Below are 26986 nucleotides of genomic sequence, written 5' to 3'. Positions count from 1 at the left end.
ATAGGCGGTTTTAGAATGGGTATGGAACGGGCGGGTCATAAATGCCTGGGATATGTAGAATGGGACAAGTTTGCTAGAAAATCATACGAAGCAATTCATAACACTGAAGGAGAGTGGACAGTAAATGACATTAACGATGTTAACCCAGGAGAAATCCCAGCAGCTGACGTTTGGTGTTTTGGATTTCCTTGCACCGATATATCAATCGCAGGACCGCAAAAAGGATTGTTCGGAGCAAGATCAGGATTATTTTATAAAACAATTGAACTCCTCAAAAGCCAAAAAGAAGAAGATAAACCTAAATACCTTTTCATTGAAAACGTTAAAAACTTGTTTTCAGTTAATGGAGGATGGGACTTTGCCAGAATTCTCATTAGCCTGGACGAAGCAGGGTACGATGCAGAATGGCAATTGCTCAATTCTAAAGACTTCGGAGTCCCACAAAACAGAGAAAGAGTCTTTATTATTGGACATTCTCGAAACAAATGTGGAAGAGAAGTATTTCCTATCGGAGGAAACCACAAAGAGATTGATAATGTACCAGGACAACAAATTTACGCCAATACACTCACATCAAGATACGGATCAGCATTGGGATCAGGAGCGTATATTCTTGAACGTGAACAGCATTAAGAAACCGAAAGTATTGGTGAAGGAAGCCACAAAGCAAGGATATGCAGTAGCGGAAGTAGGAGACAGCATTAATTTTTCGGTCCCGAACTCAAAAACGAGAAGGGGAAGAGTCGGAAAACAAATTGCGCAAACATTAGATACGGCATGCAATCAGGCAACATTGTTAAACGATTATCGAATCAGAAAACTAACGCCAAGAGAATGTTGGAGACTCCAGGGATTTCCTGATTGGGCGTTTGATAAAGCGAAATATTTTTCACTCGAAGAAAGCGAGAAGATATTACAAAGACATCCTAATCATAAAGGTAAGCGGAATTTCAGTCATGAGGAAAGAGTTATTAGGATTTCAAACGCGCAACTTTATAAACAGGCCGGTAACTCTGTCACGGTTAATGTAATCCATGCAATTGCTGAGAGATTAGTATAAAAATTTCATTTTGTAGAAAAGGGGAATGGATATGAATGAAGAGGTAAAAGAGCTAGTAGACAAGGTGTTATCGTACTTTCCTAAGTCGTTTGTAAACAGTGGCAATGAGTTAATATTTGAACCTAAAAACAACCTGTATTTCCGATTAGACGATGTAGAGAGCGAATTAGATTTTAAATGTAAATTGTTCGCGTGGTTATCAAGACCAATTAGTAAGGGATTGAATTCATATTGGTCAAAAAAGGTACTGAAAAGCTTTAATTGGTTATTGGGGACAAGCTTTACTAAAAAAGAAATGCGACTGATCTACACGTATTTAGGAAATGGAACGAACAAGTCATTATGTGTGCGATTTGTGAAAAACGGGTACGATTTATCATTATTGAATTCTGAAAATAAAAGAATGGCTAGAACTTTAGATGTTTTACAGGACGCGCTAGACTCATTGATGACGGAGTGCAGAAATTGGATGTATGTAGTGCCGCATACTGATCAAAGAGGATTTAGTACTGACAAAGAATACTTTTTCAATCGCGAAGACTTCAAGATGTTCAGAACACCAGATGAAGTAGGTGTAGCTGTCAAAAATGATATAGGAACATTCGAGCATTTCAGCTACAGTGAATTTTTATCATTCTTTAAGCGTAAATAAAAGAGCAGCTAGCAAAAGCCAACTGCTCATCTCCAAGGGGGAACAAGGAGAAAGTAACTTAATGGGTTGTCTACAGTATTGACGGAATATTGAGTTTTATTCAGGGGAGGAATAGAAAATGAGTAAAGAAAAGCAATTAAAAGAGACGATTGAATCATGGTTAAATAGCGTGGATGTAGAAGACATAGAAAGTTTTCAATCGGTTGTTAGAGAAATTGAAGATGTTTTAAATATTTACATTGAAAATATGTAGGGGGTAGAGGGAAATGAAAGTAGTACAGTGGTTAGCCTTCATTTATTGGTCCATTACTGGAATTATGATGTTTTTCGGATATGAGCCAGCGCTAGGGTTACTAATAGCATCTTGTTTTATTTCAGCACTTTTCTTTCTTGATGGTGCTACAAGATAAATTCGAACAAAATAATCCTCTTGTAGAAAAGGAGAAATTCATATGAAGAAACTAACTTTTAAAATACTAAGTAGATTAAGAATCATTAATAAGAAGCTAGAAACCATAATAAACCTATCTCGAAAAGAAGATGAAGTGACTGTTGATTTAGGACAGATAATTGTTACTGGAACACCTCAAAACATCACTGTTTTTATGACAGAAGTGACTAATTTTAAAGTGAATGAAAAATAAATATCGTCCGGCTAGAAAACTAGAGGACACCAATTCATTAAAGCAGCAATTAAAGCTGTTTTAGGAATGGGTGTCCTTTTTATTTTGAAAAGGGAGATGGGGAAATGAAGGGGCTAAAGGATCAGTTACGTGAATGGAAAAAGCAATCGAATCAAGCAAAGAAGAAAAAGAAGAAGAAGAAAAAACGAAAAGAGAAATTAAGTACTCGTGACATTGAGGATTTAATGGGGATGCATAGACCTTGTTATGAACGAAGACGTGGAGCAATAAGACAAAAGTAATTTAAAAATAAAAAGGAGTGGTCTTACATGACTAAACAATTATCTTTCTTACCAAAAATTGATAGAACAGCAACACAAGAGGAATTAGAAGGTGTGTTGGAAAGCGTACGTATACATAGACAATTTGGGATGATGCGTAAAGAAATGAAAGTCACTCCGTCTTATGAAGTGCGCGAGCATGGTCCTACACATACAGTCGGAAAACCATTAGAAGATGTTGCTCTAGCAAATATCCAACAAAGTAAACGAGAAGAGTGGCTTGAAAGAATGTCAGTACGTATTGATCAGTTTCTAAATCGATTAGGGAACGGACGTGCAGGAAGTATTCAAAGAGATATTATTTATAAACGTTATTTAGAAGAAGAGGACGTATGTGATTACATGGTTTACAACGAAATAGGGATGTCAGAGCGTACTTATCGACGTTGGAAGTCTAAAGCATTTTATAAGCTTGCTTTTGCACTTGGATTAGAAGTTTACGAGACAGAAGAGATTGGAGGTAATGAATAATGAATTTTGTTCAACCGATACGTGATCCGGAGCAAATACAGCAGTTAAAAGATTATTTTAAGGAAAAGAGCTTACGTAATTACATTCTCTTCATTATGGGAATCAATACAGGCCTGAGAATCTCAGATATTTTGAAATTGAAGGTAGGAGATGTCAAAGGTAGTCATATATCTATGAGAGAAAAGAAAACAGGGAAACAGAAACGAATACAAATTACTGCAGCACTGAAAAGAGAACTTAAATGGTTTATTGAGGAAAGGGATGATAATGAGTACTTATTGCAAAGTAGACAAGGTAGAAATCGTCCAATTGGTCGTAGTATGGCATATAAGATATTAAGCGGAGCAGCGGCAGAGTTTGGACTAGATGAAATAGGAACACATACACTGAGAAAGACGTATGGGTATCATATGTACATGCAAACGAAAAACATAGCATTACTTATGGAGATATTCAATCACTCGTCAGAGAAGGTCACGTTACGTTATATAGGTGTAAACCAAGATGCAATGGATAAAGCAATGACTAGGTTTAAAATCTAAGCATTGCTTTTTCTTTTTAAATCTATACAGTTACTCATAAATTTCGTACTGTGTAACTCAAAAGAGAAAGTGAAACGAAATCAATGATATCAAGGGGTTTGGCGAAGGGGTCAGTTACACACAATACAAGATATGGGTAAGTAGATAGAAGCTGAAATTAATATATAATAGAAATTGGAGGTGAATAAACAAATGGATTACGAGAAGATAATATATGCAGTTATTGGTGCGATAGTGGGTGCGTTATTAAATCAAATTTTTACTTGGAGTAGGGAACGGCGTGGAAGAAAACGTAATAATAAAGAAAAAATTTTAAAAGAAGTTTATGCTCCTATATATCAGATATTGTCGCAGGATAAAAGTTATTTTTCGGATTATAAAGGACCGGGAAAGCTAGGGGAAATAGAGAATATTATACATAGCAATAGTGAACTAGTAGACTCTCGCTTAAGAGAAATTATTGAAGATACAAAAGCAGGTGGGCGTTTTATGGATGTAACAATAGGGAATTATAGTGGTCCTAAAGCAGCATATGATTTCGAAGAACTATTTTACTATGTTTATTCAAAGTATAATAGTTTGAGAAAAGAATTAGGGTTGCCATACGATAAATAACTGAGTATAGAACAATAATGTATAGAAAAAAGTGGCAGAGTCGTGACCGCTTTTTGGCAGGAAATGTGCCGGTTGTTTTGGAATTCACGTGATATATTTGTATTGTGAGAAGTGGCGGAAAACACAACTCACAATGTTCCTTTATAAACTATATGTTGTCTAAACGATTTCGTAATGATGGCACATAAAATCCGAAACCAGCAGATGGTAATGATTGAATGATACTGTCATTAGGGAGAGCTTTTGCTCTTCTTCCAGTTACTTAATATTGTTGATATGTATCAGCGGTTCATCATTAGGTGATTGGAATAAGGATGAAACTTCACGTACCGGAATTAAAGTACAAATTAATAATCTAAAAAAAGCATCCATTCAGGTGCTTTTTTTATTTTGGAGGAGGATGAAAGATGAAATTTAAAAGGCAATTAGAATGTATGGACAATGAGTGTCGCACCGTGATGTTTGGACATTTTTTAGATGGGATGAGATGTGTCAAATGTGGCGGACCAGCAACACCTAAACCTTATAATCCGGTTAAGAAGCGAACTGATCAAAGTACAACTAGTGAATTAGCAATTCAGGTGAATGTTGATACGACTGAAGCATTGAAACAAATGAAGGAATTAACAAACGTAGCTTATGCATGTGTGGAAGCATTTGAGAACTTGGATAAGGTTATGGGTAGGTTTACGAATAAAACTGATTCTTTATTTATAGAAGTTCCTGTTGTTTTAAATGGTAAAACGATAGCTCAAAAAGTCAGCGAATTTACCGAAATTAAAGAGAGATTTTAAACTGAGGTGATAAGAAATGAAACTAAATAAACAAGAACAAACAGTGGTTGTCGGTCATTTAATCAACATTGTTATTGGAATGGAAGTGGTTAAACGACACATTGAACCACGGAAATTAGATAAGGCTGTGGCTTTACATAATGAGATCAATGATGATATGACACCAAAACAAACAAGAGAATCGCTTATTAGTGTACTGGATAAGGCGATAGACGAATTCTTAAAACAATAAACAAAAAAAGGAAAAGCAACTCGCTTGGGGGGCGAATCACTTTTCCTGATGGCAATGTTAACTTTATTATAACAACTTGTATTTATTTGGTAAATATATAATCGGAATATTTTTTAAACTGAGGTGAGGTAATGAAAGATGATATTGAGGCTCGATTAAAAGAGTTCTATAAATTATATGAAGCGTATAAAGTAATCAGCAATTGGATTCGAGATAATTGGGAATCGATTGTGGAAATGACGAGAGCTTTCACACAATGCCTTAATTATGAATATGAACCAACAACACCTAAACAAATATATGGATATGTTAAACACAAAGTAATGAAATCCCAAGTGATGGATCGTAAGCCTAGATGTATTAGAGCAAGGACGGTTTGCTAAAAGGAGTGAGGATAGTTGGATAGCGTTTTAAACGGTAAGATTGCTGCACTTGGTCTTATGCCTATTGATAAGAAAGCATATATCAAATACCTTAAACCACTTGAAAAAGCGCACAAAAAGTCTGGAATAGATGTTAAGTATTACAAGCTATATGGTGGGAAACCTATGTTTTATTCTGTGGAATATCTCATGCAAACATCAATAAAAGAATTATTGGAAAAAGATAAATGGAGAAAGGATTTAAGTGTAAGGGGTGAGGATGAATGAGTAATATTTCAAGATGCTGTTTAGCTTGTGACTATCAAATTAAAACTTATCAAGCACCAGAAGATGAATATCAAGAAGTAACTGTTTGTCCTAAATGTAACGGTGCTTTTGTAGATATATGGAAGTTAGAAAAGTACAAACAAAATATTAATCAACTTAAAGAATGTGAACATAGATATCGATTGATGGATAGTAAAACAACACAGATACAAGCTGATAACAGACAAGTATCTATCCATATCTTAGGGAGTTTCTATTGTGAAAAATGTCTTGATATTCAATTCCGTGGACGGATTGAGGAAGGAGAAAAGAAGAGATGCAATTAACTAAACTTGAGAAAGCAATTGTTCTTGGCACAATTCTTAATTCTATTGGTGTGGATGATATTGAAGAGTATGTAGATTTAGAAACATTACCACCAATCGTTGAAGTGTTAGACGAGTTTCATAGAAACACAACACCAAAGGTAAAGAAAGAAGCGGATGTAAGTCTAATTAATAAACTAATTGATGACTTATTAAAGAGAAAAAGAAATCAAGAAGTTGTACAGTTTAGATGTGTATCATGTGGATATACAGTTCAATACACTGAGCAACAAGCTAGAACAAAAGATGGATTGCGGTGCAAACATTGTGAGCATGGTGGTGTAATGATTAGTGAAGGAATACAAAACCAAACAACAGAAGCGTAAGTTCTATGACAGTGGTGAATGGAAGAGCATACGTGAACAAGTAAAGAAGAGGGACAACTATGAATGCCAAGAGTGTAAGCGCAATGGTAGTGTTCGTGTGGACACCAATGAGTACAGTGAAAGTGCAAAGCGTAAGAAGATTCAACTCGTTGTCCATCATATAAAAGAACTGGAACATTATCCGGAACTTGCTTTAGAAATAGATAACTTAGAAACAGTCTGTGTGGATTGCCATAATAAAGAACACGGTAGAGTGTTTGTTAAAAAGATAAACAAATGGGAAAACGATGAAAAGTGGTAAAAATGATTCGATAATAATACCCCCCCTTAAAATATTTCATCAAAAATTGCTCTAAGGGGCACCGGAGGAGGGGGTTAACTGTCAGGTTTTTTTCGATTTTACGCACGTAAGGGGGGTGGGTAAATGGCTGTTAGTATTGTGAGGTTAAAAGAACAGCTTATGAATAGTATTGATATTACAGATTTAGTCGAAGTTGAAAAGGTAGAAAGATATATTGATCTTGTAAAAGCATTTAGAAAAATAAATAAAACTATTAATAAAGAAGGCGAGTCCGTAACGATAAAAAACGGTTCTCAAGTTTTTGTTAAAGCCCACCCTCTTATAAGTGAGAGGAATAAAATTAACAGTTCATTAATTGCTTTGGGAAGAGATATAAAAATTTCTCCTAAAGTTGGTGCTTCTAATTCGGGTTACAGTCCAAGTGATTTAGTATGATTAGGCAAAAATATGTAGATGAATACATTGAACTTTATAGAAGTGATAAAGTAAAGTTCAACAATGAAAGAAAACTGTTAATTGAATACCTGGAAAAATACGTTTTAAACAGAGACGACTTGTATTTTGATGATGAAATGATCGAGAAGTGTATCCGCTTTGGTGAAAAGTGGTACTTTCCATTACAATCATTTCAAAAATTCTTAATAGCATTCGTCTTTTTATTTTATAAGAAAAATGGCCGTGTATTTTATCGGAAATTCTTGTGGATGCTTGGCCGTGGCGGCGGTAAAAATGGTTTAATGACAGTTATTCTTCACTTTTTAATAAGTGAATTACATGGAATTTCTGAATATAACATTTCCGTTGTTGCGAATAGTGAAGAACAAGCAAAAACAAGCCCAGATGAAATTCATAAATGTATTAAAAGAAATGAAGTTTTACAGAGAGCTTTTAAAACAACATTAACACAAACCATTTCGAAATCGACTGGAAGTGTAGTGAAGTTTAGAACATCAAACGGAGACACAAAAGATGGTCTTCGCGATGGCGCTGTAATGTTCGATGAAGTCCATCAATATGAAAGCAATAAAGATGTCCGTGTTCACATCAGTGGTTTGGGAAAAAAGAAAAATCCGCGTGAGTTTTACATTGGTACAGATGGATATGTAAGAGATGGATTCTTAGATAAATTAAAAGAAAAGGCAATGAAAGTTTTAAAAGGTGAGGCCCGTCCCAATGCGCTGTTCCCTTTCATCTGTAAATTAAATGATGAAAAAGAAGTTGATGACATCGATAATTGGGAAATGGCGAATCCAATGTTATCTCAGCCGTTAAGTGAGTATGCTGAAGGCTTACTTGAAACAATAAAAGAAGAGTATGAGGATTTAGAGGACGATCCAAGTAACCGAGAAGAGTTCATGACTAAGCGAATGAACTTACCTGTTACAAATTTAGAACGGTCCGTTGCAAAATGGTCAGAAATTCTTGCTACAAATCGTCCATTTCCTGATTTATATGCTCAAGAATGCATAGGAGCGTTAGACTTTGCAAGTATTCGAGACTTTGCGGCATGTGGTCTATTATTTAGACAAAATGGGGAGTACATTTTTAAAACTCATTCGTTTGTTCGAAAAGAATTTGTTGATATCTATTATGGATACTCTAAAAAAGCAGGTGAGTTTAAAAAACAAAAATTTGCTCCAATAAAAGAATGGGAAGAACAAGGACTACTAACAGTTGTGGATGAACCGACTATTAATCCTCAGCACATTGTTGATTGGTTTGTAGAAATGCGTGAACAATATGGGATTAAAAAGATTATAGCTGATAACTTCAGAATGGAAGCAATAAGACCATTATTGGTAGCAGAAGGATTTGAAATAGAGGTTATACGAAACCCAAAAGCAATTCATAGTTTGTTAGCTCCACGTATTGAAATGGCGTTTGCAAATAAACAAATTATTTTTGAGGATAATCCACTAATGCGTTGGTATACGCAAAATGTGTTGGTTGTTATTAAAGCTGATGGAAATAAAATATACGAAAAGAAAGAGCCTGTTCGTCGAAAAACAGATGGGTTTCAGTGTTTTGTGCATGCTCTTTATCGGGCGGATGAGATACAAGAAGCCACTGATTTTGTTATAGGCAATATTAAATTCTAATAAAGGGGGTGATAATCATTGGATGGTTAGGTTCAGTATTTAAAAGAAATAAGGAACTGGAATTCATGTTAGATCTGGACATAATAACTGATACAGCAAACAGGCTTCATATGAAACGATTGGCAATTGATACATGCGTTTCATTTTTAGGAAGGACGATTAGTCAATCTGAATTTAGAATAAGAAATGGTAAAACATTTAAGAAGGATGTGCTTTATTATCGATTAAACGTAAGACCAAACAAGAATATGACCGCAAGTACCTTTTGGGAACGGTTTGTTCGAAAACTAATTTATGATAATGAGTGTTTAGTAATACAAGCAGATGATGGTGATTTACTTATTGCAGATGGATTTCAACATAATGAGTACGCTGTGTTTGAAGATACCTTTACGAATGTCACAGTAAAAGATTATACGTTTAAGAGAAGTTTTAAACAAAGCGAAGTTATTCATTTGAAGTATCGGAATGATAAATTAACCCCACTTATTGATGGGTTATTTGCAGATTATGGGGATTTGTTCGGCAGAATATTAAACTCTCAAAAACGTAAAAATCAAGTTCGCGGAACAGTTGATATGGATATGATTGGTGCTAAAACTGAGGAACAAATAGCAAAGTTACAAGAGTTTATAGACAACATGTATAAGTCAATTGGTTCGAAAGATATAGCTATTGTTCCACAGCAAAAAGGTATTAATTATAACGAGATATACAATGGTGTTGCAAATGGCCCAAGTGTGGAAGAAATCAATAAAGTAACAAATGGTTTCTTAAATCAAGTAGCTATGGCAATCGGTATTCCTATAGCTTTGATATATGGAGAAATGGCTGATGTAGAAAAGCAAACGAAAAATTATATGCTTTTCACAGTACGACCATTATTAAAAAAACTATCTGATGAAGCGAATGTTAAATTCTTCGAAATGAGTGAATATCTTTTGGGACAAAAAATTGAGGTTAAGGCGGTTTCCTATCAAAGTATATTTGAACTTGCGACAAGTATTGATAAACTCATTTCTTCAAGTGCATTTACAGGAAATGAAATTCGTTCGGAAGTAGATTATGAAGAGTCGGATGATCCAAACCTGAATATCCATCATATTACGAAAAACTATACAAAATTAAATGACTCTGAAGGGGGTGAGAAAGAAAATGACGGTGAAAATTGACGTGAAAGGTCCAATTATTTCTAATGATGAAGCTTGGATTTATGATTGGTTTGAAATGGATGCTGCAAGCCCGGGTAAGATTTCAAAAGCGCTTGATGATGCAAATGGAGATGACTTAGTTGTATCAATTAATAGCCCTGGTGGTTATGTACATGAAGGTTCAGAGATTTACACAGCGTTGAAAAATTATCCTGGTCATGTAGAAGTTCAAATCGTTGGATTAGCAGCAAGTGCGGCTTCTGTAATTGCGATGGCTGGTAATAAAGTGCGAATTTCACCTACAGCACAAATTATGATTCACAATGCTTCTATGTGGAATGGTGGAGATCATCGTGATATGGAAAAAGCTGCTGAAATGTTGAAAACAACTGATCGAGCAATTGTAAACGCCTATGTCATTAAAAGTGGTAAATCAGAAGAGGAACTACTTCATATGATGGCTGAAGAAACTTGGATGGGTCCACAACAAGCATTAGAAAATAATTTTGTGGATGAAATCATGTTTATAGATAATCAGGTTAAAATGACAGCGTCAGCTTCTACTGCTGCCATGCTTCCACAGAAGGTAATCGATGGCTTTAGAAATGGAACCATGAACAAAAGCCCAGGGATTACAAAAGAAGATTTAAATGCAGCATTATCAGGTTTGAAAAATGAAATTTTGAATGATTTACAAACGAATACAAATCCAAAAGAGCCTATTCAAAAGCCTGTTCATACAAAACAGAATTTGAGTACGCTCTTTTTAAATTTAGGAGGAAAATAAAATATGGTTATTAAGTTTAATAATTTCGAAGAGAAAAAACTAGCTTTTGCAAAAGCGACACAGGATGGTACAGCGGAAGAACAATCAGTAGCGTTAAATTCCATGATTGAAGCACTTGCTACAGATGTTCGTTCAGATATTTTAAATCAAGTGAATGAATCAATGGTAGATCGTTCTATTATGCAATCTCGCGGTGCTAATGTACTAACAAGTGAAGAAATGAAGTTCTTTAATGCTGTTGTTGAAGATGGTGGTTTTAAATCTACTGAAACTTTACCTAAAACAACACAAGAGAGAATTTTTGATGATTTAGTTCAAGGTCATCCGTTACTAGAGCATATCGGTTTAGAGAATTTAGGAGCCGTGACAGAATTTATTTATGGAGATTCAGAGGGTGCTGCTGTATGGGGACCTTTATTTGGTGATATTAAAGGGCAATTAAATGCTACATTCCGAAAAGAATCTATTACTCAACTGAAATTAACGGCATTTATTCCATTAGCGAATGATATGTTGAAGCTTGGTCCAGTATGGGTGGAACGATATGTTCGTACTATGATTACAGAAGCGATGTCAGTAGGTTTAGAACGTGGTTTTGTAGCTGGTACGGGTAAAAATGAACCTATTGGATTATTAAAAGACCCTAGCGGAAGTGTCACGAATGGAGTATATCCAGATAAAAAAGTTGCTGGAACTTTAACGTTTGAGCCTGGTCGCAAAACAATTAATGAATTAAAAGGCGTGGTCAAATTATTGGCTAAAAAATTAAATCCTGATGGTAAGACAGATGCAAATCGACCAAAAAATATTGCTGGTAAAGTAGTTATGGTAACAAATCCATTCGATACTTTTGATATTCAAGCAAATGCTACGATTCAAAATGCGGCAGGTGTATATGTAACGAGCTTACCTTTTAATCCAATCCCAACAGAATCTGTATTTGTACCTCAAGGACAAGTGGTTTTCTTTGTTAAAGGAGAATACATTGCAGCGATGGGTGGAACAGAGCCAATCAAAAAGTATGAAGAAACATTAGCTTTAGAAGATGCAACTGTTTATATTGCTAAACAATATGCTACAGGTAAACCAAAGGATAAATACACTTCACAAGTTTATACATTGAAACTTGAAGAAGTAACGCCACCGACACAAGGATGATGTGAATGGATAAGGTAATTTCGAATGGAGTATTACAGGAATTTAAAGATAGGATGCACTTGGGTGATGATGAAGATGATAACCTAAAGCGCATCCTTTCTACGTCTAACAAGGCGTTACTTAGGATTTGCGGGAGTTATGATTTAAATAATGACGAGGAGTTCAAAGAATTAGTCTTTGAACGCTCTCGTTATGTTTATAACGATGCATTAGAGTATTTTGACAAGAATTTTTTAAGTCAGATTAATAGTTTAGGCATCGATAAAGCATTAGAAGAAATTAAATTGGACGGTGATTAATATGCGTCCTTTTCAGTACAAAAAGCCATTGAATACAGGTGATCGTAGAAATCGAATTATCATTGAACAACCTGAAGTAATAAAAGATGAATTAAATCAAGAAGTTGAAACAGGTAATTGGCAAGAAGTAAAAAAAGCGTGGGCGATGATTAAAACGGTAAAAGGTTCGGAGTATATTGAAGCTTCGGCTTCACAGTCTACACGAATTTATCGGTTTGTTATTCCTTATACAACAGGTATTACAGAATTAATGCGAATCAATATGAAAGGGCGTATCTTTGATATTATCGAACCGCCAATGAATGATGATGAAATGTATCAAACATTGACTATTATCGCAAAGGAGCATGTTTAATATGAATGATTTTGCGAGCGAACTTGCTAGAGAATTGCAAAGATATGCAAATGTTGTAGAAGAAGAATTACTGACAGCGCAAGAAGAAGTTGCTGATGTTGCTGTGAATAAATTAAAACAAAACAGTCCTAAAAAAACAGGTGCTTATCGTAAAGGGTGGCGTAAGAAAAAAGAAGATAATGGTGTTGTTATTCATAATACTCAAGGGCAATTAACACATCTTTTAGAAAAAGGACATGCGAAAGTTGGCGGTGGACGTGTTCCGGGTCAAGTTCATATTCGTCCAGTTGAAGAGTATGTAATTAATGAATTACCAAGACAGATTGAAAGGGCGCTTGGATAATGACATTAGGTGAATTAACAAAAATTCTTGAAGCTACAGGTTATCCTGTAGCTTATTCTCATTTTACAGCAACGCCGACCAAGCCAGTTCCAGCGCCACCTTATATATGTTTCCTTGTGGATGGATCAGCAAATTTAATGGCTGATAACAAGGTGTATCACAAGATAGACGATGCAAATATTGAGCTTTATACAACTAAAAAAGACTTAGTTGCAGAAGCCAAACTTGAAAAAGTCCTAGACGATTACGAGATTCCTTATGACTCGTACGGGACTTTTATTGAATCTGAAAAAGTGTATCAAAAAATATACGGAACGAGGTTGATATAAATGAATGAAAATAAAGTAGCTTTCGGTCTGAAAAATGTCCACTATGCACTCTATGACATTAAAGATGGTGTAGTTACATTTAGTACACCGATACGATTACCAGGTGCGGTTGAATTAACATTTGATCCACGAGGGGATTTAATTGAGTTCTATGCAGATGACATGCTTTACTATGCAGCAAGTAATAATCAAGGTTATGATGGGACGCTATCTATTGCGACTATTCCAGAGCAATTTGCAGTTGATGCATTAGGAGAGGAATTAGACGCAGAAGACGGTGTATTAAATGAATTAGCTGACGCAAAAGGAAAACCATTTGCTTTATTGTTTGAATTTGATGGCGATGTACGAGCGACTCGACATGTTATGTTTAACTGTTCAGCAAGTCGTCCAACGATTGCATCTAAAACGAAAACTAATTCAGCAGAGCCAAATACAAATGAGCTTAAATTTGTATCAAGCCCTATTGATATTAATGGAAAACGTATGGTTAAAACGAAAACTACAACTAAATCAAAACAAGAAATTTATGATAATTGGTACAAAAAAGTTTATACAAAAGTACCTGCATTACCAAAAGGGGCGTAAGTGAATGGAAAAGACAATTACAATAGACGGAAAAAAAGTCAGATTAAAAGCTACAGCAGCAACAGTCAAACGCTATAAGGCTCAATTTAGACGTAATTTATTTGCAGATTTGATGGGTTTAGGGGCAATTAGTACGTTAACTTCACCAGATGGCTCACAACAACCTCTTGATATGTCTAATGTTGATTTAAGCAATGTGGATTTTGAGCTTATTTATGATTTAACTTGGTTATATGCTAAAACCGCTGATCCAAATATTCCTGATCCTATGACATGGTTAGATGAATTTGAAGAATTCCCAATTGAAGAAATTATGCCAGAGGTTATGGAGTTAGTTCAGGTCACTATGGGAGCAAAAAAAAAATAAAGAAAAATAATGGAGAGCAAGGGACATTCAGTGATGAAGAATTTACCACTGAATTGTTTCTTGCTCTTTGTTATAAAGCAAAATTAACACAAGGTGATTTAGAAGAAATGACCGTTGGTGATTGCTTTGATTACATTGCTGAATTCGCTGAGTTAGAGAATCCAGATAAAGAAAAAGTTAGAAAAGCAGGTCAAAAAGACTTCGATTTATTCTAAGAAAGGGGTGAGAAAATGGCAGGACGAATTAAAGGGATTACGATTGAAATTGGCGGTAATACTCAGCCGTTACAGAATGCTTTAAAAGATGTAAATAAACAAAGTGATGCTTTAGCTAAAGAATTAAAAGATGTCGAGCGTTTGTTAAAGTTCGATCCTGGTAATGTGGAAGCATTAGCGCAAAAACAACAGTTACTTACACAGCAGATTGAAAATACAACGCAAAAACTAGATAAGTTGAAAGCAGCGGAACAACAAGTACAAGCTCAATTTCAAAACGGTAAAATTTCTGAAGAACAATATCGTGCATTCAGACGTGAAATTGAATTTACAGAAGGATCGCTTAATGGTCTGAAAAATAAACTCGGAAACATGAAAGCTGAGCAAGAGAATGTAGCGAGTTCTACAAGGCAATTAGAAACATTGTTTAGAGCTACAGGAAAAAGCGTTGATGATTTTGCAGGAGCATTAGGAAATCGTCTTGTGAATGCAATTCGAAATGGAACAGCTACAAGTCGTCAGTTAGAGCAAGCGATTGGAATTATTGGTCGTGAGGCATTAGGTACAGAAGCTGATATTGAAAAATTACAAAGAGCTCTTCGATCTGTGGATGCTGGAAACTCAATACGGCAAGTGCAAAATGAATTAAGAGATTTACAACAAGAAGCCGGAAGAACTGAGAAAAAGTTTGAAGGATTAAAAGTAGGGTTAGAAAATGTTATCGGTGGGTTAGCAGCTGGTGGCGGAATTGCAACCGCAATTGAAAAAGCAATGGACATGTCGAAGTTAAAAACAAAAATTGAAATAGGATTTGATGTTCCTGAGTCCTCAAAAAAATCAGTAGAGGATGCTGTGAGAGGAATTTCAGCCTATGGATTAGATGCAGAAGAAGCACTTGAGGGTGTAAGAAGACAATGGGCTTTGAATAAAAATGTTAGTGATGAAGCAAATGCTTCTTTCGTAAAGAGTGCAGCTGTTATTTCTAATGCTTATGCTGGCATTGATTTTACTGAATTAATTCAAGAAACAAATGAAATAGGTAATGAATTAGGTATTTCACAAGAAGGCGCTCTGGGTATGGCTGATGCCTTATTAAAAATGGGTTTTCCACCGGAACAATTAGATATTATTGCTGAATATGGTGGTCAGCTGACGCGGGCCGGATACAATGCTGAAGAAGTGCAAGCTATTATGGCAGCTGGGGTCGAAACAGGTACTTGGAATTAGATTATAGTTCCCTTGTATGGCGACATACAATGAAAAACTCCTTTAATTCAGTGAAACTCTCAAATGAGACAATACTGAGCGAAGCCTTTTAATTAAGGAACGTGCAACGACTAGTCGAAAGACGTAGGGTGTAAGCATATGACACTCGAAACGGGGAGCAACTCAAGTAGTTGAAGATATAGTCTAATCTATACGGTGACGTATAGCAGTTCATAGAGAACGGGCGTGGCCTTGCGAATCACGTTGAATGTAAATGATTGATAATCTCTTAGATGGTTTAAAAGAAGGGCGTATTAAAGCGGCTGAATTCGGTCAAGGTGTCGATAAAGCTATGAAAGAATCGCTTGAAGGCACAAAAATTTCAGCAGAACAAGTTGAAAAATGGGGTCAGGCAGTAGCTAAAGGTGGTAAAGATGGTTCGGCAGCAATGACTGAAATTGCACAGGCTTTATCAGAAGTTGAGGATGAAACAAAGCGTAATGAATTAGGTGTTAAGTTTTTCGGTAGATGGTGAATTGTGCCGAAGTAAAATCGCGGTATAAAGCAAAGAGGGTGCGAATCCTAATTTGAACCGAAGGCTATACAAAGTATAGTCAGGGGCAGAGCATAGAGGGTGAAAAGATATAATCCCTCCACGAGACCGCGACACTTCTTTATAAGTGAAAACGTATGCCGAGCTTGCATTAATATGAAGTGCAAGAAGTAGAGGATAAAAAGCCTTTACGATAACAAAATGACAATGTACGAAGATCAAGGACAAAACATCATTAATACTTTGCTAGGTGCGAAAGAGAAAACAGTTGATTTTGGGAAGCAACAAGATAAACTGAATGATTCTATTAAGAAAATGGATGCAAATCCAGCAGTTGAATTTCAAAAAGCGATGCAGGATTTACAAGTTGCGCTTCAGCCAGTTCTTAGTGTCATAGCGGATGTCATCTCCAAAATAGCTGAATGGGTTTCAAACAATCCAAAGTTAGCAGCCACATTAACGGCTGTTGCAATAGCTATTGGCGTAATTTCAGGTGCAATTATGGCGCTTGCTCCTATAGTTATGACAGTCATGAGCTTCTTTGGGATTGGAGCTTTAGCAGCAGCAGGACTTGTTGCTATCGTTCCTATTATTATCGCAGCTATAGTGGCTCTAGGAGTTGCTATTTATAAAAATTGGGATTCTATAAAACAGTGGACTATTGATATGTGGAATTCTATTAAAGAATATTTAATAGAACTTTGGAATGGCATCGTTCAATCCTCTAGTGAAGCATGGAATTCATTTTTAGAAACAATGCACTCATTCTTTGATCCGATAGGTCAGTTTTTTAGCGATTTATGGACAGGTATAGGCGAGATATGTAGTAATACCTGGAATTCTATTGTTGAATTCTTTTCTGGAGCTTGGGCTTCATTCACTGAAATGATGCATAGTTTCTTTGATCCGATAGGTGAATTCTTTAGTAGTTTATGGTCCGGAATTGTTGAAACGGCTTCTTCTTGGTGGTCATCTTTAGTTACAACAGCTTCTGAATTGTGGGGGGCACTCGTACAAGCTTGGCAGGAAACGTGGAATACTGTACTTACGGTCTTAGACCCTATCATTTCATTGATTTCTACGGTTCTTGAGGCTGGTTGGTTATTAATCCAAGCAGGAGTGCAAATTGCATGGGCAGCGATAAGTCAGTATATTATTCAACCAATCCAAGAAGCTTACAATTGGGTGAGTAAACAAATTGGCGAATTAGTTACATGGCTTGGTACACAATGGGAAATTGCAAAAGCGGTGGCACAAGTTGCGTGGGGATTATTTAAACAATACATCATTCAACCTGTCCTAGATACTTGGAACTTTGTAAAAGAAAAATTTAGCGATTTAATTTCTTGGTTAAGTTCGAAATGGGAACTTGCTAAATCATATACTCTTGCAGCTTGGAATTTGGTAAAAGAATATGTTATTCAACCTGTTCAAGACTTGTGGAATACAACCAAGCAAAAACTTTCAGATTTGGCTAATTGGATATTATCAAACTGGGAAACTATAAAATCCTATACGCTAACAGCTTGGAATTTGACAAAGAAATACGTGATTGATCCAGTAACTGAAGCTTACAATTCAGCCAAACAAAAATTTACTGATTTATATAATTCAGCGAAAGAAAAATTTGATTCCGTAAAGAATGCTGCACAAGAAAAATTCGAAGCAGCTAAACGCTTTATAATTGATCCAATTAAAGATGCAGTTGACAGTGTAGAAAAATTTATTGGGAAGATTAAGAGCTTCTTTAGTGATTTGAAGTTAAAGATTCCTAAACCTGAAATGCCACCACTTCCACACTTTAGCTTGCAAACTAGTACGAAAAATATTTTAGGGAAGGATGTTACGTTCCCTTCTGGACTTAATATAGATTGGCGTGCAAAAGGTGGTATCTTCACTAAACCGACTATATTTGGAATGAATGGTGGGAACTTGCAAGGTGCAGGTGAAGCTGGAAAAGAAGCGGTTTTACCTTTAAATAAAAAGACACTTGGAGATATTGGCGCAGGAATCGTAGCAGCCATGCCAAGACAACAATTTGCTATATCAGGAGAAATAAATCAATTAATGGACGATATGAGCCGTATGATGGCTAGTTCCGCAAGCCAATTAGCAGGATTAAAGACCGTCATGAGTGGTGTGTATGGAAGTATGTCAAACAGCAGACAAGCCATGACAAATAGTGTATCAAATCAAGTAATTAATAATTCTTTCGGATCATCTGGAGGCGGAGTAATTCCAATGCTTGGTGGCGATTTAGTTGTGGAAGTCCCTGTTGTTTTAGAAGGGCGAGATGTAGCGCGTGGTACTTATCGATATACAACCGAGTATCAAGAAAGAGAAGAAAAGAGAAACTCAGACTTTTAGGTTTGGGTTTCTTTTATTTTATAAAGAAATGAGGTGTCAAAATGAGCTCTTTCAAATTTAACAATGAACGTAAAATTTATATTCAAATTGCAAAAGGTTGGAAAAGACCAACTTGGGCACCATTGAAACGGAATTTCCTAAGTACCCCAGGATATCCAGGGGCGAGGTTATTAAATACACAAACAGAAATGCGTGTTTTATCAATTCCTGTAGGAATCATAGTTCCTGATGATGCAGATTTAGAAATGGTAAAAGAAGAAATTGCAAGTTGGTTAATAACGGATCAACCAGTAGAGCTTATTTTTGATGTAGAACCAAATAGAACATATTTAGCGGTTGTGGATGATAGTTTTGATCTAGATGAATTTGTAACACTTGGAATAGGAACTCTTACGTTCATTTGCCCAATGCCATATAAGTTAGGTCCTATACAAAGTAAAACCCTTGCTATTGAGAACAGTGATTTAAAGTCTAACTTTATTAACAAAGGATCTGTAGAGTCTAATCCAATTATTGATATAACTGTAGGAGCAAAGAGTCCTTTTCTTGATGTATGGAATGGCGACGAATACTTTAGGCTAGGTTATCCAGTTCCAGTACAGACGGTTGTGGTGTCTAGAGAGGAACGTATTTTATGGGATGAAATGACTGACTTAACTAAATGGACACCGTATACTCAAAAAATCGGTTATATTCAGCCCGCAGGTAGTTTTAAAATATGGCAAGGTTACGCATTCTATGCTGAAGATTATGGTAATGGTACCGCTTGGCATGGACCTGTAATGACTAGAGCAATTCCTCAAGATGCTACTGATTTTATTTTAGATTGTCAATTCACAATACGTTCTAATAGAGTTGGTCAGATGGGTTCTGTAGCTGTATTCCTTCTAGGAGACAATGACGAAGTTATGACCATGCTAGATTTAACAGATTACTACAATACCATGCAGAACATTAACGCTAGAGTTGGTGTAGGTTGGATGGAATCTGAAGTCAATAAAGATAACTATAGAATTATCGAATCTACAGGTGGTATTCGTGAAGGGTCGTTCAATGACTTTAGAGGTCATTTGTCAATGAAACGCGAGGGCAACAAGTGGTTTGCTAAAGCATCTAAATACAGAACGAATACAGAGATTGATAACGATACTGAATTAGATTATTGGATAGACGTAAGTAATACATCAAAATATACAAGTATGAAGCCAAAGAAAATAGCTGTAGCAGTTACTAAATACGGAAATAATGATGCGATGGAAGTCGCGTTTGTTGAAGACGTTAAGTTTTACAAGATTAATCATTTCGATAAAGATGTAACACCTTATATTTTTGATATAGGAGATAAAATTCAAATAGATACAGAAAGATCATTAGTAACAATCAATGGAACAAATGCAATCGCACTAAAGGATATATTTAGTTCATTCCCTGTTATAAAAAGAGGAAAAAATGAAGTTATAATACGTCCAGCAAATGTAGGAATAGCAAAGTTAACGTATAGGGAGCGATTTAGATGAGTACACCAAGTGGAGACTTACATGTTGTTGATTTTAAAACAAATCAAATCGTTTCAGCTATACAACCAAAAGATTATTGGGATGACAAACGCCATTGGGAAATCAAGAATAATATAGATACATTAGAGTTTAGGGTGTTTGAGAATACAGATCAGGCAGCAACACTAGTACAACAAAATTTAGTATTAAAAGAAGTACGTGGTGGCAGAATCGTTCCTTATGTCATTACAGAAACGGAAAAAGATTCTAAAGATAGATCATTAATGGTTTATGCATCTGGCGAATGGATTCAGCTTGCTAAGGCAGGAATTATTGAGCCACAAAAAATAGAAAGTAAAACATTGAAACAATGTATGGAAATAGCCCTTAAAGGGACGAAGTGGAAAATAGGTAAAACGGAACATGACGGAGCACATTCAATGGTAATTGAAGAATTTACCGATCCGTTGGATTTACTTAAGAAAATCGCCGCTTCATTTGAATTAGAAATTCAATATCGTGCTGAAGTTGTTGGTTCTAAAATCGTTGGACGCTATGTGGATATGGTTCAGAAACGAGGAAGAGATACAAGAAAAGAAATAACCTTTGGTAAAGATTTAATAGGAATTAAACGTATTGAGAACTCTCAAAGTATTTGTACAGCCTTATTAGGTTTTGTAAAAAAAGAAAACGGAGAATTCATTACAATCTCATCCATAAATAAGGGAGTTCCTTATCTTGTAGATGATGCAGCTTATCAACGCTGGAATGAGAACGGAAAACATAAATTCGCTTTCTACACTCCACAAACAGACGACCAAAATATGTCTCCAGAGAGACTGTTGACTCTAATGAAAACAGAAATGGGTAAGCTTGTGAATGCTTCCGTTTCTTATGGAGTCGATGCGCAAAATATAGCAAGAATACCTGGTTTATCACATGAGGAAATCAATGAGGGAGATACAATTCGAATTATAGATGAAGGGTTTACACCTAAGCTGTATATTGAAGCGCGAGCTATTGCTGGTGATGAATCTTTTAAAGATCCTACACTAGATAACTATGTATTTGGTGATTATCGTGAAATCGTTGATCAAAATGATGAGTTGCGAAGGTTGTATCAAAAGATACTAAGCTCGTTGTATGACAAGGTTCCGCAAGAGTTATTTGATCAATTAAAAGATAAAGTAAAAGAACAAAACAAAGACATCATTGATGCTAAAGATAAAGCTGATCAGGCACAAAAAGAAAGTCAAACAGCAAAAGATTTAGCGGAAACAACACAGAAATATATAGAGCAGAACATGGTTGATATTATCGAACAACCAACAGCTCCTACTGAGAATTTACGTGATGGAAAAACTTTGTGGATAGATAGTTCTGATCCTGAAAATAAGGTCCAGAAACTTTGGAAAGGTGGTCAATGGCAAAGGGTTACTCCAGATACAGGCCCATTAAAGCAAAGTATTAAAGATGTTAAGGAAGATATTGAAACAGCAAAAACAGAATTGAATCAAAAGGTTCAAGAAGCACAAAATCAGGCGACAGGACAATTCAACGAAGTAAAGGAAAGTTTACAAGGTGTTAGTCGCACAATTTCTAATATCGAAAATAAACAAGGTGAAATTGATAAGAAAGTAACTAAGTTTGAACAGGATTCTAATGGATTTAAAACTTCTATTGAATCGTTAACAAAAAAAGATACTGAAATCAGTAATAAATTAAATACAGTCGAACAAACCGTAGAAGGCACAAAAAAGACGATTTCTGATGTGCAGCAAACAACAAGTGAGCTTAAGAAAATAACAACTGAAATTAAAGAAGAGGCTGGGAAAATCAGTGAGAAGTTAACGAGTGTAGAGACCAAAGTAAATAACACTAAAATAGGTGGACGAAATGCTGTTCTCGGCACATCAATTCCAGCTAGTTTAATTGGTAATAATACAGCGAATCAAACTTTAAGTATTTATAATTTTGCAGGTGGGGATTCTAGTTCAATTCTAAATAAGGAAATTTGTGTTTCTTTTGATTGGAAAGTTGAAGGTACAACGACACCATCGGGTTCTATGTATATGCAAGGGAGCAATCCGTGGCCTCTTATTGCATCCAAAATTACATTTTCCCCTCAAAATTTAAGCGGCAAATATTTGGGTGTAATAACGATTAGTGGTAGTGCTTTTAAGGCTGTAAACATGAGATTAGATAATTTCACAACTGGAGCAAAAATTACAGTATATAATTTTCAAATTGAAATAGGCAATAAAGCTACCGAATGGACACCAGCTCCAGAAGATCAAGTAACAACCGATGAATTCACCAAGAAAACAACAGAGATTGAAAAAAGTGTGGAGGGTGTTACAACTAAAATCTCAACCGTTCAAAAAGATCAAAATACAATGCAATCCACCTTGAATCAAGTTAAACAAACAACAGATTCTAATTCTCAAACCATTACAACGTTATCTCAAACGCAAGGTAAACAGGGAGAGGTTATTCAACAAAATACGAATGATATCACACAGTTGAATAATCAAATGAAATCTAAAGTGTCTGATACACAAATGCAGGAATATGTAGGTGGGTTAGGAAGCACGAACTTACTATTTAATGCTGCATTTGAAGACCGAGTAATAAACGCTTCCACAGGAGCTGTAACAAATACAACCCCAAGTACAACGAAATGGAGCATTGTAGGTACAGGTTCAGGGATTACTATAGTTCCTGAGAGTGCTAGGCATCATGAAGGTTACAATTCTGTCAAAATTACAGCTACCGGGCAAACTGCTAGTAAGTGGTCTGGTATCATGCAGCGGGTTCCAGCTGTACAAAATGGCGGTGATCATGTATTCTCCGCTTGGGTATACGTCCAGGATAAGAATACACTTGATAATGGTGGAGCGATTAAACTTCAATTCTTTAATGGGGCAAATGCAGTTTCAACATTTGTACAAACCGAGTTTAAAGATTTATTAGTCAACAATTCTTGGGTACTAGTATCTGTTAAAATTACTTCTCCTAACGTAGCGGTAACGCATTTACAAGGTGACATATGGGTTAGACAGAACGGTACAATTTGGGTATCTCAACCCCAATTACAAAAAGGATCTACTCGTTCTACATTCATGGAGAATCCAAAAGATTACGCCAACTATGACCAGCTTGTTGGTGAGATTGCTAAAAAAGTAGCTACTAGTGATTTCAATAATAAATTCACTCAAATGGAGACTACGATCAATCAGCAATCTCACCGAATTGACTTAAAGGCAGAAGCTACAAATGTTTACACGAAAATAGAAGCAGACGATACATTTGGAAGCAAAGCTATTGTAGAATCTCATAGTTCTCAGTTATCTGTAATGAGTAATGAAATTAGCACAAGAATTAAAGCTGGTGAAATAGCTTCCGCAATTAACCAAACAGCTCAAGCTGTATTGATTCAGGCTAGGAAAATTTATCTTGACGGATACATTGAAGCAAAACACTTAAGAGCACAAGAATTAGTAGGAGTTACTATCAAAACAGCACCACAGGGTTCTAATAGTAACCACATCCGCTTAAATGCACAGGATATGACTTTATATGGAAGTGGCGCTAATCGTGCTTATCTTGGGTTTATGGAGACAACAGATGGAAGTATTCAACCTTCACTCGTCCTTGGTTCTGACAATATTAAATACAGGGGTGCAGGAGCTTTCTATATTTATCAAGCGACTCCGCGAATCAATGGATTCGAACAACCTTCTAAAGCTTGGGCTAAATTTGGAATCTCTAAAGGAGAAAACGCTGAAGGGAACAATATATGGTCATCATATATTCAAATGCAAAATGATGGTGGTCATATGGACATATATGCAGATGGGAAGTTACGTTTAAAATGTTTGAATAATATTGAGATAGAATCTGAAGGATGGACATCTGGAGCTGGTTCCTTCAGCGTGACCACAACGGAGCCTCATGCTTTTACAAATAACTGGGGACAGTTTACTTTCAAAAGAAAAGGCAGTGACTATAAAATACATTTCTTAAACGGCGCCACCGATCATGATTTAATCATGGGTAATGCAATGATAAGGTCAAGTTTTGTACAAGGTTATAACAATGGCTTGCAGATTAAAGATATGATGGGTCAGGGATGGAAAGATATAGAATTAAGAACGCTATATGCGCAAGAGGATGCGATAGCTACTCAAAATATGTGGGCAAAAGCCTTTAAGACTACATCGGCTAGAAATATGAAAGAAAATATAAAAGATATTCCTTTCTCAGCTCTTGATAAAATCATGAGTTTGGCTATAAAACAATACAACTTTAAAGACGATATGTATGATCTGTATCAAATGCGCGTGAACAAACCAGAGGAACAAACAGAACCATATACAACAAAAGAAATTGAAACCTATTTTGGTATGATTGCAGACGATACGGATGCTATATTTACAGATAAAGAGAAGCGGGCCATTAATTTATATAATACTGTTTCTATTCTTATTGCAGCTTTCCAACAGCAGTATCATCAATTTAACGAAGAGTTAACTACTGTTAAAGGTGAGAATAAACAACTAAAAGAGCAAGTTACAAAACTAACAAACGATGTGTCCACATTAACAGAATTAGTACAAAAATTAATAGACGAGAAACCAGAGCAGCCATAAGCTGGTCTTTTTTTATTATCTAAAAAAGGAGAGGAAAAGATGGATCGTATTGATGTATTATTAAAAACCTTTATTGCCACTTTTGGTGGCTTCTGTGGGTATTTCTTGGGAGGATGGGATGCAACATTGAAAGTTCTAGTAATCATGGCAGCTATCGACTATATCACAGGAGTAGTCGCGGCAGGATACAACGGAGAGCTAAAAAGTAAAGTTGGTTTCAAAGGCATCGCCAAAAAGGTGGTGCTTTTTCTTTTGGTTGGAGTGGCGACCCAGCTAGATGTGGCACTTGGAAGTAATAGTGCTATTCGAGAAGCAACAATTTTCTTCTTCATGGGTAATGAATTACTTTCACTTTTAGAAAATGCTGGTCGAATGGGTATTCCGTTGCCACAAGCTTTAACAAATGCAGTTGAAATTTTAGGTGGTAAACAAAAACAAGAAGAGAAAAAGGGAGATGTTCAATAATGGAAATCAGAAAAAAATTAGTTGATCCAAGTAAATATAGTACAAAGTGTCCATATACAATGAATCCAGAATTTATCACAGTTCATAATACGTATAATGATGCTACAGCAGAAAATGAAGTATCTTATATGATTCGCAATGATAACCAAGTCTCGTTTCATATTGCGGTAGATGATAAAGAAGCTGTACAAGGAATTCCTTTAGAACGTAACGCTTGGCATTGCGGTGATGGTGGTGGTAACGGAAATCGTAAATCTATTGGAGTTGAAATTTGCTACTCTTTAAACGGTGGGAATCGATATTATAAAGCAGAAGATAATGCAGCTATCGTTGTAGCCCAACTCATGAAACAGTACAATATTCCAATGAGTAAAGTTCGCACACACCAATCATGGAGTGGAAAGTATTGTCCTCATCGTATGTTAGCAGAAGGACGTTGGAATAGCTTTATTGAAAGAGTCCAAAATGCGTATAACGGTGGAGGTAATAATGTACCCCAAACTCCTATTCCACCGTCATCTAGTGGGACAGGTATTGCATATATTGAGGGGAATAATGTTAACCTTCGTAAAGGACCTGGTACTGGATACGGGGTTATTCGTCAATTAGGGAAAGGAGAATGCTACCAAGTATGGGGTGAGTCAAATGGATGGCTAAACTTAGGTGGCGATCAGTGGGTATATAATGATTCATCATACATTCGTTATACAGGAGAAAATGCACCAGCACCTTCTAAACCTTCAAATGATGGCATTGGTGTAGTAACTATTACTGCTGATGTGTTACGCGTTCGTACTGGTCCAGGAACTAACTATGGTGTCGTAAAAAATGTGTACCAGAGCGAAAGATATCAGTCTTGGGGATATAGAGACGGTTGGTATAATGTTGGTGGCGACCAATGGGTTTCAGGTGAATATGTGAAGTTTGAAAAGTAAAAATAAGAGCCGTCCTAATGGGCGGCTTTTTTTAGTTTATATTCACCAATTCATCAAACTTAAACTCAGTATTTAACCCAAAAGCATCTGTACAATACACAGTTTTTAGCATTGGTTCGATATGTAATACATTTATGTACATGTCGTGCACCATTCCGTCACGATAGTATGAAATAGATATTTCCTCTTTGCTTTGCATCGAATGAATAAGACTTCGTTCAATTTGTTCCTGCATATCTTCAGATACTATTGGTTTTGGTACTTTATTTAAATCAGCCATTATTTCTCTAATTCCTGCGAACTGTTCCGGCATACTGGCAAACGGCTGCCACTTCACCATGCCGCGTCCTTTAATCTTAGGTGTTCCCCAATTTGTATTATCCATGATGATCCCCCGATTCATGCTATTTAGCCTCATTATACACGAACGTACGTTCTTTTCAAGGGTGAAAAAAAGCCTATCTTTTACGATTTGGCTCACTATTATTTCTATGTAATTAAAATTTACTTTTAGATAATGCCTTTAGTATTGGATTAACAATCCTACTGATTAAACGAAATCCTCTAAATATTGACCGGACAACCTTCACCGTATCATCCCCTTTTAATTAAATAAATCATACCAATTAATACGATATTTTAAAAGTTT

Annotated in this window: 32 protein-coding genes and 3 pseudogenes; 34 read left to right on the top strand and 1 reads right to left on the bottom strand. The window is 35.9% G+C overall.

Annotation, left to right across the window (positions count from 1 at the left end; translation table 11 throughout):
* Window positions 1–15 precede the first annotated feature (15 nt).
* The 34 genes and pseudogenes from GD442_RS28175 to GD442_RS20505 all read left to right on the top strand — a co-directional run bounded on the left by GD442_RS28175 (window position 16) and on the right by GD442_RS20505 (window position 26337).
* A pseudogene (locus GD442_RS28175) lies at window positions 16–1060 on the top strand (DNA cytosine methyltransferase).
* Window positions 1061–1091: 31 nt separating this feature from the next.
* Complete coding sequence (locus tag GD442_RS28170) at window positions 1092–1712, top strand: hypothetical protein (protein WP_236582422.1); 621 nt, start codon at window positions 1092–1094, stop codon at window positions 1710–1712.
* Window positions 1713–1830: 118 nt separating this feature from the next.
* Window positions 1831–1965 carry a hypothetical protein gene (locus GD442_RS28290; protein ID WP_255849804.1) on the top strand — a complete coding sequence of 45 codons (135 nt, stop codon included), beginning with the start codon at window positions 1831–1833 and terminating at the stop codon, window positions 1963–1965.
* A gap of 13 nt (window positions 1966–1978) precedes the next feature.
* Window positions 1979–2122: a hypothetical protein gene (locus GD442_RS20650; protein WP_158236268.1), complete on the top strand. Its 144-nt coding sequence runs from the start codon at window positions 1979–1981 to the stop codon at window positions 2120–2122.
* 42 nt (window positions 2123–2164) lie between these two features.
* A complete protein-coding gene (locus tag GD442_RS20645) occupies window positions 2165–2356 on the top strand; it encodes a hypothetical protein (RefSeq protein ID WP_159365174.1) in 192 nt (63 codons plus the stop codon).
* Window positions 2357–2460: 104 nt separating this feature from the next.
* On the top strand, window positions 2461–2637 hold the full coding sequence (locus GD442_RS27840) for a hypothetical protein (protein ID WP_201450778.1): 177 nt from the start codon (window positions 2461–2463) through the stop codon (window positions 2635–2637).
* 27 nt (window positions 2638–2664) lie between these two features.
* Window positions 2665–3147, top strand: coding sequence for an ArpU family phage packaging/lysis transcriptional regulator (locus tag GD442_RS20640; RefSeq protein ID WP_159365173.1), 483 nt, complete (start codon window positions 2665–2667; stop codon window positions 3145–3147).
* Complete coding sequence (locus GD442_RS20635; RefSeq protein WP_159365172.1) at window positions 3147–3689, top strand: site-specific integrase; 543 nt, start codon at window positions 3147–3149, stop codon at window positions 3687–3689. Before GD442_RS20640 ends, GD442_RS20635 begins: the two co-directional genes overlap by 1 nt.
* Before the next feature lie 192 nt (window positions 3690–3881).
* On the top strand, window positions 3882–4304 hold the full coding sequence (locus GD442_RS20630) for a hypothetical protein (protein ID WP_159365171.1): 423 nt from the start codon (window positions 3882–3884) through the stop codon (window positions 4302–4304).
* Between the two features lie 407 nt (window positions 4305–4711).
* Window positions 4712–5098 (top strand): hypothetical protein, encoded by a 387-nt coding sequence (locus GD442_RS28165; RefSeq protein WP_236582421.1) that lies wholly within the window; start codon window positions 4712–4714, stop codon window positions 5096–5098.
* Window positions 5099–5114: 16 nt separating this feature from the next.
* Window positions 5115–5330 (top strand): hypothetical protein, encoded by a 216-nt coding sequence (locus GD442_RS20620; protein WP_159365170.1) that lies wholly within the window; start codon window positions 5115–5117, stop codon window positions 5328–5330.
* Window positions 5331–5461: 131 nt separating this feature from the next.
* Window positions 5462–5713, top strand: coding sequence for a hypothetical protein (locus GD442_RS20615; protein ID WP_159365169.1), 252 nt, complete (start codon window positions 5462–5464; stop codon window positions 5711–5713).
* A gap of 15 nt (window positions 5714–5728) precedes the next feature.
* Window positions 5729–5980, top strand: coding sequence for a hydrolase (locus tag GD442_RS20610; RefSeq protein ID WP_159365168.1), 252 nt, complete (start codon window positions 5729–5731; stop codon window positions 5978–5980).
* Window positions 5977–6306 carry a hypothetical protein gene (locus GD442_RS20605; RefSeq protein WP_159365167.1) on the top strand — a complete coding sequence of 110 codons (330 nt, stop codon included), beginning with the start codon at window positions 5977–5979 and terminating at the stop codon, window positions 6304–6306. Before GD442_RS20610 ends, GD442_RS20605 begins: the two co-directional genes overlap by 4 nt.
* Entirely contained in the window at window positions 6297–6671 is a 375-nt protein-coding gene (locus GD442_RS20600; protein WP_159365166.1) for an SIR2 family protein, read from the top strand. The genes GD442_RS20605 and GD442_RS20600 overlap by 10 nt, the downstream gene beginning before the upstream one ends.
* A complete protein-coding gene (locus tag GD442_RS20595) occupies window positions 6637–6972 on the top strand; it encodes an HNH endonuclease (RefSeq protein ID WP_159365165.1) in 336 nt (111 codons plus the stop codon). The genes GD442_RS20600 and GD442_RS20595 overlap by 35 nt, the downstream gene beginning before the upstream one ends.
* A 123-nt stretch (window positions 6973–7095) precedes the next feature.
* A complete protein-coding gene (locus GD442_RS20590) occupies window positions 7096–7407 on the top strand; it encodes a P27 family phage terminase small subunit (RefSeq protein WP_097920522.1) in 312 nt (103 codons plus the stop codon).
* Window positions 7404–9071, top strand: coding sequence for a terminase TerL endonuclease subunit (locus GD442_RS20585; protein ID WP_159365164.1), 1668 nt, complete (start codon window positions 7404–7406; stop codon window positions 9069–9071). The genes GD442_RS20590 and GD442_RS20585 overlap by 4 nt, the downstream gene beginning before the upstream one ends.
* A gap of 8 nt (window positions 9072–9079) precedes the next feature.
* A complete protein-coding gene (locus tag GD442_RS20580) occupies window positions 9080–10243 on the top strand; it encodes a phage portal protein (RefSeq protein ID WP_159365163.1) in 1164 nt (387 codons plus the stop codon).
* Window positions 10227–11009 (top strand): head maturation protease, ClpP-related, encoded by a 783-nt coding sequence (locus GD442_RS20575; protein ID WP_159365162.1) that lies wholly within the window; start codon window positions 10227–10229, stop codon window positions 11007–11009. Before GD442_RS20580 ends, GD442_RS20575 begins: the two co-directional genes overlap by 17 nt.
* A gap of 3 nt (window positions 11010–11012) precedes the next feature.
* A complete protein-coding gene (locus GD442_RS20570; RefSeq protein WP_159365161.1) occupies window positions 11013–12167 on the top strand; it encodes a phage major capsid protein in 1155 nt (384 codons plus the stop codon).
* Window positions 12168–12172: 5 nt separating this feature from the next.
* Window positions 12173–12466, top strand: a complete 294-nt coding sequence (locus tag GD442_RS20565) for a hypothetical protein (RefSeq protein WP_063537139.1) — start codon at window positions 12173–12175, stop codon at window positions 12464–12466.
* Between the two features lies 1 nt (window position 12467).
* Window positions 12468–12821: a phage head closure protein gene (locus tag GD442_RS20560; RefSeq protein ID WP_159365160.1), complete on the top strand. Its 354-nt coding sequence runs from the start codon at window positions 12468–12470 to the stop codon at window positions 12819–12821.
* Between the two features lies 1 nt (window position 12822).
* The gene (locus GD442_RS20555) at window positions 12823–13164 is read left to right on the top strand and encodes an HK97 gp10 family phage protein (protein WP_159365159.1); all 342 of its coding nucleotides are present in this window, start codon (window positions 12823–12825) and stop codon (window positions 13162–13164) included.
* A complete protein-coding gene (locus tag GD442_RS20550; protein WP_159365158.1) occupies window positions 13164–13493 on the top strand; it encodes a hypothetical protein in 330 nt (109 codons plus the stop codon). Before GD442_RS20555 ends, GD442_RS20550 begins: the two co-directional genes overlap by 1 nt.
* Entirely contained in the window at window positions 13494–14081 is a 588-nt protein-coding gene (locus tag GD442_RS20545; protein ID WP_159365157.1) for a major tail protein, read from the top strand. It abuts the gene before it with no gap.
* A gap of 4 nt (window positions 14082–14085) precedes the next feature.
* Window positions 14086–14448, top strand: a complete 363-nt coding sequence (locus GD442_RS20540; protein WP_159365156.1) for a hypothetical protein — start codon at window positions 14086–14088, stop codon at window positions 14446–14448.
* Between the two features lie 230 nt (window positions 14449–14678).
* Window positions 14679–15887: pseudogene (locus tag GD442_RS20535) on the top strand (DUF2207 domain-containing protein); the annotation flags it as partial.
* Window positions 15888–16146: 259 nt separating this feature from the next.
* A pseudogene (locus tag GD442_RS20530) lies at window positions 16147–16395 on the top strand (hypothetical protein); the annotation flags it as partial.
* Window positions 16396–16623: 228 nt separating this feature from the next.
* Window positions 16624–18789, top strand: coding sequence for a phage tail tape measure protein (locus GD442_RS20525; RefSeq protein ID WP_159365154.1), 2166 nt, complete (start codon window positions 16624–16626; stop codon window positions 18787–18789).
* A gap of 41 nt (window positions 18790–18830) precedes the next feature.
* Complete coding sequence (locus GD442_RS20520; RefSeq protein WP_159365153.1) at window positions 18831–20306, top strand: distal tail protein Dit; 1476 nt, start codon at window positions 18831–18833, stop codon at window positions 20304–20306.
* Window positions 20303–24937, top strand: a complete 4635-nt coding sequence (locus tag GD442_RS20515) for a phage tail spike protein (protein WP_159365152.1) — start codon at window positions 20303–20305, stop codon at window positions 24935–24937. The genes GD442_RS20520 and GD442_RS20515 overlap by 4 nt, the downstream gene beginning before the upstream one ends.
* Before the next feature lie 39 nt (window positions 24938–24976).
* Entirely contained in the window at window positions 24977–25402 is a 426-nt protein-coding gene (locus GD442_RS20510; protein ID WP_000373890.1) for a phage holin family protein, read from the top strand.
* Complete coding sequence (locus GD442_RS20505; protein WP_159365151.1) at window positions 25402–26337, top strand: N-acetylmuramoyl-L-alanine amidase; 936 nt, start codon at window positions 25402–25404, stop codon at window positions 26335–26337. The genes GD442_RS20510 and GD442_RS20505 overlap by 1 nt, the downstream gene beginning before the upstream one ends.
* 31 nt (window positions 26338–26368) lie before the next feature.
* Here the strand turns inward: GD442_RS20505 and GD442_RS20500 are convergent, their stop codons facing one another.
* Complete coding sequence (locus GD442_RS20500) at window positions 26369–26722, bottom strand: YolD-like family protein (protein ID WP_159365150.1); 354 nt, start codon at window positions 26720–26722, stop codon at window positions 26369–26371.
* Window positions 26723–26986 lie beyond the last annotated feature (264 nt).

Origin of the sequence: Bacillus sp. A260, from assembly GCF_009861435.1 — a bacterium.
GTDB lineage: Bacteria > Bacillota > Bacilli > Bacillales > Bacillaceae_G > Bacillus_A > Bacillus_A cereus.
This window is presented reverse-complemented; position numbering and strand designations above follow the sequence as displayed.